Source organism: Bacillus sp. SN1, from assembly GCF_002796895.1.
Lineage (GTDB): Bacteria > Bacillota > Bacilli > Bacillales > Bacillaceae > Bacillus > Bacillus inaquosorum.
Window position 1 is genome coordinate 978,266 of the sequence record NZ_PHIE01000001.1, and the last position, 12,016, is coordinate 990,281.

The 12,016-nt window shown below is 44.2% G+C and carries 9 protein-coding genes; all 9 read right to left on the bottom strand.

Annotated features, from left to right (window positions below):
* Positions 1 to 15: 15 nt before the first annotated feature.
* The 9 genes from murB to ftsL all read right to left on the bottom strand — a co-directional run bounded on the left by murB (position 16) and on the right by ftsL (position 12,004).
* Entirely contained in the window at positions 16 to 927 is a 912-nt protein-coding gene (murB, locus tag CVV77_RS04695) for a UDP-N-acetylmuramate dehydrogenase (protein WP_003238687.1), read from the bottom strand.
* A 31-nt stretch (positions 928 to 958) separates the two neighbouring features.
* Entirely contained in the window at positions 959 to 2,050 is a 1,092-nt protein-coding gene (gene murG, locus CVV77_RS04700; protein ID WP_019258337.1) for an undecaprenyldiphospho-muramoylpentapeptide beta-N-acetylglucosaminyltransferase, read from the bottom strand.
* A gap of 121 nt (positions 2,051 to 2,171) precedes the next feature.
* A complete protein-coding gene (gene spoVE, locus CVV77_RS04705) occupies positions 2,172 to 3,272 on the bottom strand; it encodes a stage V sporulation protein E (RefSeq protein ID WP_019258336.1) in 1,101 nt (366 codons plus the stop codon).
* 59 nt (positions 3,273 to 3,331) lie between these two features.
* Positions 3,332 to 4,687: a UDP-N-acetylmuramoyl-L-alanine--D-glutamate ligase gene (murD, locus tag CVV77_RS04710; protein ID WP_019258335.1), complete on the bottom strand. Its 1,356-nt coding sequence runs from the start codon at positions 4,685 to 4,687 to the stop codon at positions 3,332 to 3,334.
* On the bottom strand, positions 4,688 to 5,662 hold the full coding sequence (mraY, locus tag CVV77_RS04715; protein ID WP_003238695.1) for a phospho-N-acetylmuramoyl-pentapeptide-transferase: 975 nt from the start codon (positions 5,660 to 5,662) through the stop codon (positions 4,688 to 4,690).
* Between the two features lie 110 nt (positions 5,663 to 5,772).
* Positions 5,773 to 7,257, bottom strand: coding sequence for a UDP-N-acetylmuramoyl-L-alanyl-D-glutamate--2,6-diaminopimelate ligase (locus tag CVV77_RS04720; protein WP_100274745.1), 1,485 nt, complete (start codon positions 7,255 to 7,257; stop codon positions 5,773 to 5,775).
* Positions 7,258 to 7,432: 175 nt separating this feature from the next.
* Positions 7,433 to 9,373 carry a stage V sporulation protein D gene (locus tag CVV77_RS04725; protein WP_003238699.1) on the bottom strand — a complete coding sequence of 647 codons (1,941 nt, stop codon included), beginning with the start codon at positions 9,371 to 9,373 and terminating at the stop codon, positions 7,433 to 7,435.
* A 130-nt stretch (positions 9,374 to 9,503) separates the two neighbouring features.
* Complete coding sequence (gene pbpB, locus CVV77_RS04730; RefSeq protein WP_459209003.1) at positions 9,504 to 11,645, bottom strand: penicillin-binding protein 2B; 2,142 nt, start codon at positions 11,643 to 11,645, stop codon at positions 9,504 to 9,506.
* Between the two features lie 5 nt (positions 11,646 to 11,650).
* Positions 11,651 to 12,004 (bottom strand): cell division protein FtsL, encoded by a 354-nt coding sequence (ftsL, locus tag CVV77_RS04735; RefSeq protein ID WP_003238704.1) that lies wholly within the window; start codon positions 12,002 to 12,004, stop codon positions 11,651 to 11,653.
* Positions 12,005 to 12,016 lie beyond the last annotated feature (12 nt).

Here is a 12,016-nt window from a genome sequence, read left to right on the forward strand (position 1 = left end):
CAGTCAGAACTTGAATCAGCGATTTTCGCCGATGATTTCAACCTCTGTGTGCATATCAATCTCGTATTTTTCACGGATTGTCTTTTTCACATGGTCAATGAGATCAAGCACATCTTTTGCTGATGCTCCGCCCGCATTGACGATGAAGTTTCCGTGCATCTCCGATATCTTTGCACCGCCGATTTGATATCCTTTCAAGCCTGCTTTTTCTACAAGGTTTCCGGCATGATTCGGAAGCGGATTTCTGAATATGCTTCCCGCACAAGGGCTTGAATACGGCTGTGTATTTTTTCTGTAATCTTTATTGCTTTGCATTTGCTGAACGATTGATTCCTTATCCTTCTGCTCCAGCTGCAGAACAGCTTCAAGGCAAACGCCCGGGCGTTTCTTTTGCAATACAGATGTTCTGTAGCTGAAATCCATCTGCTCATTTGTCAGCCACTCAATCGTGCCGTCTTCAAATAAAATATGTGCTTTGACGAGGATTTCGCTCATATCAGAACCGTGGGCGCCGGCATTCATATAAACCGCTCCGCCGACTGATCCTGGAATACCAGCAGCAAATTCCAGCCCGGACAGGCCTTTTTTGCTCAATGATGTTGCGAGACGGACCACGGAATAGCCGCCTCCGACTGTTACTTGTTCCCCGTCAAGCTCCAAATGGTCAAGGCCTGCGCCCAGCTTAATCACTACGCCTCTGATTCCCTCATCTAAAACAAGAAGGTTTGATCCGCGGCCGATGACTGTCCACTTCACATCATATTTTTTAATAACGTCCATAATATCTTTGACAGCATCTACACTGCTTGGAATGACCAATACATCCGCAGGTCCGCCGATTTTCATCGTTGTATGATTCGCGAGCGGTTCATTTGCAAGAACCTTGCCGACTTCGCGTTCTTTTAATTCCTGTATCACTTTCTCCATCGTAAACCTCCGCATTCCATTTGCTTTTCTATTATTTTTTCAATTCTTCGAGTACGCTATATAAACGGGCAGCCGCGTCAGGAACACCGAGTGACTTTGTCCGTTCGCTCATTTCCTTTAACGTTTTCTCATTCAGTACGATCCGGTCAAGCGCTTCAATCAGTTTTTCCCCGTTGAGCTCTGTTTCTTTCAGCACAATCGCCGCATCATGCTGGCCGAGAGATCTCGCATTGACCTCTTGGTGGTTCGCTGTTACATATGGGCTTGGAATCAGTACACTTGGGATTCCGAGAGCAGTAATTTCAGCAATCGTCGTCGCACCAGCTCTGGCCACAATGACATCAATGGCCTTCAAATACTCTGGCATTTGATGAAGAAACGGCTTTGTGACCATATTATCAGCTGCACTCTTGCTTTTCAGCTCATTCATCACTTTTTCATAGTGAACTTCACCGGTAATATACAGCACTTGGTAGTCTCTTGTTTTCAGCGCATCCTGCATATCAATGACAGCACGGTTAATCGGTGCGGCACCTCTGCTTCCGCCGAAGATTAAGACCGTTTTTTTCTCTTCAGAAAGCCCAAATTCAGCCATTGATCGGCCCGTCTCTATTGAGACGACTTCAGAGGCTCTCGGGTTTCCCGTAAATACAACTTTCTCGCTAGGAAAATGCGATTTTGCTTCTTCAAAACAAATTGCTACTTTATTAACATATTTTGAAAGAAACTTATTCGTGATGCCCGGCAGGCTGTTTTGTTCATGGACGATAGTCGGAATTCCCATCTTGGCAGCGGCATAGACAACCGGTCCGCATACGTAGCCGCCCGTTCCAATTACGGCATCAGGCTTAAATTCCGCTAAATACGATTTGCTCTTTTTTACGCCCTTTAGAAAACGCATCACAGTCTTGACGTTTTCAAATGACAGTTTTCTTTTAAACCCTGTAATTTCAATTGAACGAAACGGTATATTCTCCCGTTCCACAATTTTTTTCTCCAGCCCGTTTTCTGTTCCGATATATAAAAATTCCACATTAGGATGACGGCGCTGCACTTCTTTAATAAAGGCAAGAGCGGGATAAATGTGTCCCCCTGTACCGCCTCCGCTTATTGCAATTCGCATATCTCTTCCCCCAGTCTAAGTTTCTCTATAACATAGCGATAACCCTGTTTTGTTGGACAGGGTTATCGCATCAATTGTTTCCCAGCTTCCTGTTTCACAGGGAGCTTTAGGCAAACATTCATTAATACCTCGAGTATCGGCTCACGTTCAGCAGCACACCGACGGCCATCAGCATCAGGGTCAATGAAGAACCTCCGTAGCTCAGAAACGGGAGCGTGATCCCTGTTACCGGAATAAGGCCAGTTACTACGCCGATATTAATCATGACTTGAATGGCAATCATTGAAATAATGCCGACTGCGACAAAGCTTCCGTACAAATCAGGCGCACCGAGTGCAATTCTGATTCCTCTCCACAGCAGGACGCTGAAGAGGAGCAAAATAAGTGTTCCCCCGATAAACCCAAGTTCCTCTGACAAGATGGCGAAAATAAAGTCTGTTTGCGGCTCAGGCAGATAAAAGAACTTCTGTCTGCTTTGTCCAAGTCCCATTCCGAACAATCCGCCGGGCCCCACTGCATAAAGCGATTGAATGATTTGAAAACCGCTGCCGAGCGGATCTTCCCACGGATTTAAATATGAAGTAATCCGCTTAATCCGATATGGAGCCGATAGTACGAGCCCAACAAATCCGCTGAGGCCGATCAGTCCGAGAAAGACGAAATGGGCGATTCGCGCGCCAGCTACAAAAATCATAACAATACAAGTTCCGACCATTACTGTCCCCGTTCCGAGGTCAGGCTGGCACATAATAATCAAAAATGCTGAAAATACAATGCCAAGTGCCGGGATGAATCCCCGTCTGAACGATGTTATGTTTTTTTGTTTTTCAGAGAGAAATTTAGCAAGGAATGCAATCATCGCAAGCTTCATAAACTCTGAAGGCTGTATGCTGAATGCCCCGACTCCGATCCAGCTTCTTGAGCCGTTCCGCACCATGCCGACGCCCGGTATCAAAACAAGAATCAAAAGAAAAAAACAGATAACCATCAGCAATTTGGACCATGTCCGCCATGTCCAATAATCAACATTCATGATAAAAAACATGGCTATGACGCCTATTCCCGCAAACAGCAGCTGCCGTTTCGCGAAAAAGAATGAGTCATCAAATTTATAATCCGCCCATACCGCACTCGCACTGTACACCATAATTAATCCGATTGTTAATAATAATAACGTAATGATGACCAATAACAAATCAGGCGATGTTTTTTTAGTAGTCAAAGCAATCGACACCCCAAGCTTAAAGTCATTAGGGCTGCTGATTACTTCAAGACAAGCCCTTACTTAAGCATATGCACGGCATCTATAAACATGTCACCGCGTTCTTCAAATGTTTTGAATTGATCCCAGCTCGCACACGCAGGTGACAGCAAGATGACATCTCCTTCATTTGAGAGCGCAAACGCCGCAGATACTGCTTGTTCAACATTATCGACACGTTTGACATGTTGTATTCCCATCTCATTACCGAGCTTCTCGAGTTTCGGAGCAGTCTGACCAAATGTAAGCACTGCTTTGACATGCTTCATATACGGTTTTAAGTCGTCAAAACCATTTCCGCGATCCAGTCCGCCTGCAAGCAGTATGACCGGTTTGTCAAAAGCTGAAAGCGCCTTGCTTGTCGCCAAAATGTTTGTCGCTTTACTGTCATTATAAAACTTGCGGTTTTTCACTGTTGTGACATATTGGAGACGGTGCTTCACGCCAGTAAAGCTTGTCAGCACCTTTTTGACTGCTTCGTTGGACGCTCCTGCCGTTTTCACAACTGCAATGGCAGCTAAAATGTTCTCCAGGTTATGAGCGCCGGGCAGCACAACCTCTTCCAGAGGAAGAATGACTTCGCCGTTGAACATAATCATACCTTCTTTTACATAAGCGCCCTGATCAAGCGTTTTGCTGACTGAAAATGGAACGATACCGGCTTTACCGGCTTCAGCCAGACGCATGACGGTTTCATCATCCTGGTTGACAATGGCTTTATCTGAAGCAGTCTGATGAAGATACACTTTCTGTTTCGCTTTTTCATAGTTTTCTCGCGTATGGTGATAATCCAAATGAGCGTCAAATATGTTTAAAATCAAGCTGATTTCCGGTCTGAAAGCGTGTGTTCCCATCAGCTGAAACGAAGACAATTCAGTAACGATCCACTCATCCCCATCAGCATGATAGGCAACCTCACTTGCGACTGTGCCGATATTTCCGGCAATCAGAGCTTTTTGCGAGTCAGCTTTGAGCATTTCATAAATCAGCGTTGTCGTGGTCGTTTTTCCGTTCGATCCGGTAATCCCGATAAACTTGGCGTTTGTCAGGTAATAAGCGAGCTCAATTTCCGTCCAAACCGGGATGCCTCTTTTTTCCGCTTCCTGAACCATAATATTTTCGTATGGAATTCCCGGGTTTTTGATCAGGACCGTGATTTGATGCTGATCAAACAGAGAAACTGGATGCTCTCCGCAAACAACCTCGAGTCCTTTTTTAGAAAGCTTCTGCGCTGGTTCGTTTTCTTCAAAAGGCTTTTGGTCGTTGACTGCAACATAAATGCCTTTTTCGTGAAGAATGGATGCCGCCGCATACCCGCTTTTCGCGAGCCCAAGGATTAAAAAATGCTGATTCTGTAAAAATTGATCGTTTTCCACTTATAACCACACCTCGATGTAAATTCCTAAAACGGCAAGCAAAAGTCCCGCAGCCCAAAACGTCACGACTACTCTCCATTCAGACCAGCCGACAAGCTCATAATGGTGATGAAGCGGACTCATTTTAAAGATACGTTTACCTGTCGTTTTAAAGCTGATAACCTGCAGGATAACGGATAATGTCTCGATAACAAATACACCGCCGATAATAACCAGCAGGATCTCTAATTTCGTTAAAATGGCAATGGTAACGATGGCTCCTCCCAATGCAAGTGATCCCGTATCTCCCATAAAGACTTTTGCCGGATGAGCATTAAATACGAGGAAGCCCAGCACCGCACCCACAACGGCAACTGAGAAAATCGCTACGTCATATTGAGACTGATTCCATGCCAGGATGGCAAAAGCGCCAAAAGCAATCGCCGCAGTACCGGATAATAAGCCGTCAAGACCGTCAGTCAGGTTAACCGCATTTGATCCGCCGACAAGCATAAAGAGCACCAGGATAAAGTAAGCCCAGCCAAGATCAAATGATAAGTCAGTTCCAGGCACGCGAATATCTGTCGCAAAATTGTAGTAATGGTACACGGCATAAAATACAACCGCAATGATAATTTGTCCGATCAGCTTTTGCTTTGACGTCAATCCCAGATTGCGCTTCATGACGACCTTGATGTAATCATCTAAAAAGCCAAGCAAACCGTAGCCGAGCGTAACAAACAGAAGCAGCACCATTTCCGGGCTTATTTCTGAAAATTTCTGTGTCATAACAATTGTTGTCACAATGATAGAAAGTATGATCATGACCCCGCCCATTGTCGGCGTCCCTGATTTTTTCTGATGTGATTTCGGTCCTTCTTCTCTAATACTCTGGCCGAATTTTAATCTTCTTAAAAACGGAATAAGAATCGGAGAGAGCAGAACACTAATTAAAAAACCCATTAAAATTGTAAACAGAATGACTTGCTCAAGCATTGTCCTTTTCTCCTCCTGTTTCTTTCAAACGACATACGTAGTTATCATATTCATGATTTTTTCTCATATGAAAATTCTTTTCAAGCTCCATATTCAATAACATCTCTTTCCTATGAATTCGTCTTATTCTTATTGAGTTCGACAATGGCTCTCGCCGCCACTTCAGCATCGTCAAAATCGAAGGTTTCGCTTCCGATCTGCTGATAGGTTTCATGCCCTTTTCCGGCAATGAGAACTACATCTCCTTTTTTGGCGTTGGCAATCGCGAAAAAGATTGCCTGCTCGCGGTTTGCAATGCTGTGGTAGTATTCGTTCTCTACTCCGGCTTCCATATCTCTTAAAATCGCGCGAGGATCTTCGCTTCGCGGGTTATCTGAAGTGAAAATCGGCTCATCAGCCAGCTCTACAGCGATTTTAGCCATTTTTGGGCGTTTCGTCTTATCTCTGTCTCCCCCGCAGCCAACAACGACAAAGAGCTTTCCTACCGTCATGTCTCTGCATGTCTTCAGCACATTTTCAAGGCTGTCCGGTGTGTGCGCGTAATCTACAATAACCGGAAACTCCTGCTGCTGATTGACCAATTCAAAGCGGCCTCTTACGCCATGCAATTCTTCAACAGCTTCAGTGATGGTTTCAAACGGTATGCCTGCTGCAATACATGTTGCAACAGCTGCCAGCACATTATACACGTTAAATTGTCCGACGAGCGACATCGTGATATGTTTAGTGCCTTTGTTTGTCACAAGATCAAAGCTTGTGCCCTGTGCAGTGATCGTGATGTTCTTCGCCATCACATCAGCGTTGTTTTTAATTCCGTATGTAGAGATATGCGCTGCGGTCACCTTTTCAAAATATGCGCTCGCCTCATCATCAGCGTTCAGTACGGCACGCTTTGGATGTTCATGGTTGAAAGCCCCGCCAAGCTGAGAAAAGAGCAGGCTTTTTGCCTGTCTGTACTCATCCATCGTTTTATGATAGTCCAGATGGTCTTGCGTTAAATTCGTAAACACGGCAATATCATAATCACAGCCATGAACACGTCCTAAAGACAAAGCATGAGAAGAAACCTCCATGATAGCAGTGTCAACTTGCTTGTCATTCATTTTCTTAAACGTTTTCTGCAGCGTGACGCTTTCCGGAGTCGTGTTTTTAACTGGAAGTGTTTCATCGCCGATTTTCATGTACATTGTGCCGATCAAGCCTGTGCGTTTTCCTGCTTTTTTTAGAATTTCATCGACCATGTGGGTCGTTGATGTTTTGCCGTTTGTGCCTGTTATCCCGATCAGCTGAAGCTTCTTTGTCGGCTGTCCGTAAAACGCATCAGACAAAACGCTGAGCGCACGCAGTGACTGCCGGACAATAATGACGGGCACATCCACATCGAGCTCTCTTTCAGCCACAATAGCCGCTGCGCCGTTCTCTACTGCTTTTTGCGCAAAATCATGGCCATCTACCGTATACCCTTTTACACATACAAAAAGACTCCCTTTCTTTACTTCCCTGGAGTCCATCTCAATTGAAGTTATTTCAGGGTCTTGTGAGTCGTTTACAGAAGGTTCGGTTGTTAAGTATGTAAGCAGCTTTGTCAGTTTCATCGTATCAAACCTCTCAACATTCTAATTCGTTCTTTTTATCATTTGAAGTCACGTCAAATGATGTGATAATGATTTTAAACATACAGTTCATATTTTAGCGTAAATAAAAGGATACATCCAGCTAATCTTGAAGATATGAGCATTTTTTCTGCAATAAAATAATAGGCAGCCCGAATTAATCGGCTGCCTCTTTTTCATCTTCTTCAGTCAAATAAACGCGTATCTTTGAGCCCTCTTTTACTTTCGTTCCGGCAGCTGGCGATTGTTTAACGATTTTGCTTCCTTTCCCGGAAGCATCCACATTGAGATTCACCAAAAGTGACTCAAGATCTGAGACAGACATCCCTACAACATTCGGAACTTCTATTGTTTTTGTGTCGTTCCATTGGTACTTTTTCTCGATTTGATTTTTCCGAGGCTTCACACCAATCTCCGGCAGGCTGTCTCTCATAATATTCCCGACAATAGGCGCTGCAACCGTTCCGCCAAACTGAATCGTGCCTTTCGGGTTATCCACCGCGACATAGACGACAAGACTCGGATCGTCAGCCGGCGCGAAACCGATAAATGATACAATATGGTTGTTTTCGAGGTATTTTCCATCCTTTACCTTTTGTGCGGTTCCCGTTTTTCCGCCGACACGATATCCTTCAACAAATGCGTTACGGCCGGTACCTTCTGCAACGACGCTTTCTAAAGCATAGCGGATTTGTTTGGATGTCTCCTCAGAAATGACTTGTTTCTTTGCGATTGGCGATTGTTTTTTAACCGTTTTTTTCGTTACAGGGTCGATCCATTCCTTTGCAATATAAGGTGTGTAGAGCGTTCCTCCATTTACAGCGGCAGATACGGCTGCAACCTGCTGAATCGGCGTGACAGATACCCCCTGTCCAAAAGCCGTAGTCGCTTGCTCGACCGGACCTACTCTATCAAGCGGGAATAAGATTCCTGTCCCCTCGCCCTGCAGATCAATTCCCGTTTTTTGGCCGAAACCAAAGTCTTTAATATATTTGAAAAGCTTATTCTTCCCTAAGCGCTCGCCTAATTCAACAAACCCCGGGTTGCAGGAGTTTTGTACAACCTCTAGATACGTCTGCAGCCCGTGTCCGCCTCTTTTCCAGCACCGCAGTCTCGCTCCGTCCACTTCCGCATGCCCTTTATCATAAAATTGATCACGTTTCAAATTTACTTTTTGTTCTTCAAGAGCTGCTGCAAGTGTAATAATTTTAAAGGTAGACCCCGGCTCATATGTGCTCCATACCGGCAGATTCCGATTGTAGACGGACGGATCGACTGATTGATAATCAGCCGGGTCAAAGTCAGGCCTGCTAGCCATGCCCAATATTTCTCCGTTTTTCGGATTCATGGCTACGGCAATCATACCGTCAGGGTGATATTTGGCCTCAGCGTTATCAAGCTCCCTTTCCATTATCGTCTGAACCTTCGAATCAACTGTCAGCTTCATATCAAGCCCGTCCTTAGGCGGTGTGTAGTCATCCGCTTCATCAGGCATTTTCTTCCCTTTTGCATCTGTATAAAACTTAACAGAGCCCTTTTCCCCTTTCAGATCATCGTCGTAATAGGCTTCAAGTCCAAGGAGCCCTTGGTTGTCAATGCCGGCAAATCCAAGCACATGAGATAAAAAGCTGCCGAAAGGGTAATGGCGGATACTGTCCTCCGCAACATACACACCCTTTAAATCAAGCGCTTTGATTTCTTTCGCCTTTTCATTCGAAATCTTTCTCCCTTCAGGAGTTATCTTTTCGATTGACGCTTTTTTTGTCACATGCTTATATACTTTTTCTTCTGACATGTTTAAAACCGCCGCAAGCTGCTTGCTCGTTTTCATCGGATTTTGAACTTGGCGCGGGACGACGAATACGGTCGGCGCACTTTTGTTTGTTGCGAGTTTCACACCGTTCCGATCCAGAATCTCTCCTCTCTCTGGTTCAAACGGCAAGTTCCGGCTCCAGGAATCTTTCGCCAGCGAAGTCAGTTTCTCGCCCATCACAAACTGAACATACCCCAGCCTTGTATCAATGATCAGAAACACGATCACGCCAAAAAGCAAAACAAATAATAAACGTTTTCTAACCGTTACATTCGAGACGCGCAAGAGACCGTCCACTCCTTATTTAGGCTTGTTTCATTTTATGCCTGAAATTGGACGGGTAGAACGATGCTCATCTGAAGGTATAAAAAAAGAAAGCCTGCATAATGGGGAAAATCCCCAGCAGGCTTTCTTTTTAATCTGGATTTTTAAACGTTACCTTGATGACGGTTTTGTCTTTTATTTCTTTGTCCTTCTTGACGCTTTGGCTGACAGCATAGCCTTGTCCGTTTACTTCAATATGAATACCCGCCAGCTCGCCGTACTGAAGAACCTCTCTTCTCGACCAGCCTGTCATATCAGGCATTTTGATTTTGCCGCCCGTTTTCAGGAAGACCTTCTGATTGGTCAGAACTTCCTCATCCGCTTTCGGATACTGTTCTTTTACAGCGATATCACTGCCGATGACAATCGGTGTGAGATTCTCTTCTTTTGCTTTCTTTTGAGCAGCAGTTACCGTTTGATCTGTTAAATCAGGCATCGTCTGCGCTTTTGTGTCTTCCTTATCTGAGTCAGACTTTTCAGTTGGCTCTATGTTTAGGTAGTGCAGGCTGTTTTTCATTGTTGGGTTGAAGATTTCAGATACTGGATTTGAACCCGTTTCATCATTCTCTAATTGCGGCTGTTGTACTGCAACATAGATCAGCAACTCGGGATCATCTTTAGGCGCCATTCCCATGAATGAGAAGATATAATTATCCTGTCCAGTTAAATAACCATTCGTTCCAGCAATTTGCGCTGTACCTGTTTTCCCAGCCACATCAAAGCCCTCAATTTGATACGGCCGTCCAGTTCCGATATCTGATGAAACGACATCTCCTAAGATTTCTCGTACATTTTTAGCAGTACTAGCAGAGATCGGTGTTCCTGCAGATTCCGGTTTATTTTGATAAACGGTTTTTTTCGTATCAGGATCAACAATATGGTCAATGACGTAAGGCTTCATCATTTTACCGTTATTTGCGATTGCGGTTGCAGCTTCTAGCTGCTGAATCGGTGTGACAGCTGATGCCTGGCCGTATGCTGTTGAAGCTTTGTCAAATTCATACTTGAAGTTCATTTTACTTGATGCCTCTCCCGGCAGATCAATTCCTGTCTTTTGATAAAATCCAAATTTATGCAAATATTCATTATAACGATCAAAACCTAGCTTCTCGTTGGCCAATTTAGCAAAAGCTACGTTAGAGGACCTAAGCACCCCATCTTTATATGATATAGAGCCCCAGCCCACACCTCGATTATGATCATATACTTTTCCGCCGCCAACTTTATAGGTTCCAGATTTATATTTATCATTTGCATTAAACACGTTTTCCTGCATCGCAGCAGCAAGTGTAAAAATCTTCATCGTTGATCCTGGTTCATACGCATATGAAATCAAATCATTATAGTAGTTTGTCACATCACGTGTGTTCGGATCAAAGCTTGGGCGCTGTCCCATTGCAAGCACTTTGCCCGTTTTCGGATCGACGACTGCGGCCATGATTTTTTTCGGATTATACTTTTTCGCCACTTTTGTCATGCTGTCTTCCAAAAAGGTTTGAATTTTCTGGTCAATGGTTAAATATACATTGTCACCATTTTTTGGCGCTGTAATTTTATTTTTGCTGTTCGGGAGCTCCCAGCCGGATTTGTCACTCTCATAAGTCACATATCCGTCCCGCTCCTTCAAATACTTATCCAGCACTTTTTCTAATCCCATCGCGCCGGAAATTTCATTTGTGTCTTGATCAACCTCGGCATAGCCGATTAAATTGGATGCAAAAACGCCGTTTGGATAGTAGCGTTTTGTATCCCGTAAAAATGAAATGCCCGGGAGTTTCAGCTTTTCGATCTTTTGCTTTTGTGAATACGTAATATCCCGGCCCGCTGAGCCGAACTCTACTTGTTTTGCATCCTTATTTAAGATATCAAGGATATCAGCCTTGTCTATGTTTATTACTTTAGACAGCGCTTCCGCCGTTTTTTCTTTGTCTTGGACATGCTGAGGGTGCTTTTTATCAGTGGTCATTTTTTCATCGAGAATGGCGATCAGCTTATACGTCGCTGTGTCCTCTGCAATCACTTTTCCGGTTCGGTCTAAAATCGAGCCGCGGCTTGCTTCGATGGTCCGTTTCTTTTCATGCTGCTCTGTCGCTTTTGTCGCAAGCACTTCACCGTTCGCTTTTCCGGTTATTTGAATATATGCCATTCTCCCCAGGATGACAAAGAAAAAGAGAGCGAAACAAATACTTAGAATCGCTGCTCCTCTATTCATAAATTTATTCTTTTTTGGCATTTGAATCATTCCTGTATGTTTTTCACTTTTTTATCTTTTAAATTCAAACCGTTCTTTTTCGCAATGTCCATAATACGCTGCGGTTTGCTTAAATCAGCAACGCTTTTTTCGAGGTCACCAATTTGCTTATTTTCGGATGAAATTTGCTCCTCAAGCTTTTGTACCTCAATATTGGTTTGATATGCCGCATACGCCTTCGATACGATCAAAAGCGATACGCTGAGCACCACCGCAGCAAAGAGGACAAGAAGCACTTTTTCTCCGAGAGTAATGGAAGCCCTTTTCTTGACAATCACTTTTTTCTCAGGACTGATCGCATGCCGCTGCTGTTTCTCTGGTTGGTAAGCTAAATTGCTCATAGGCTGATGACC

What these genes read in the sequence shown, in the direction of transcription:
- murB (WP_003238687.1), bottom strand. Translation starts at nt 927, where the DNA reads ATGGAGAAAGTGATACAGGAATTAAAAGAACGCGAAGTCGGCAAGGTT.
- murG (WP_019258337.1), bottom strand. Translation starts at nt 2,050, where the DNA reads ATGCGAATTGCAATAAGCGGAGGCGGTACAGGGGGACACATTTATCCC.
- mraY (WP_003238695.1), bottom strand. Translation starts at nt 5,662, where the DNA reads ATGCTTGAGCAAGTCATTCTGTTTACAATTTTAATGGGTTTTTTAATT.
- CVV77_RS04720 (WP_100274745.1), bottom strand. Translation starts at nt 7,257, where the DNA reads ATGAAACTGACAAAGCTGCTTACATACTTAACAACCGAACCTTCTGTA.
- pbpB (WP_459209003.1), bottom strand. Translation starts at nt 11,645, where the DNA reads ATGCCAAAAAAGAATAAATTTATGAATAGAGGAGCAGCGATTCTAAGT.
- ftsL (WP_003238704.1), bottom strand. Translation starts at nt 12,004, where the DNA reads ATGAGCAATTTAGCTTACCAACCAGAGAAACAGCAGCGGCATGCGATC.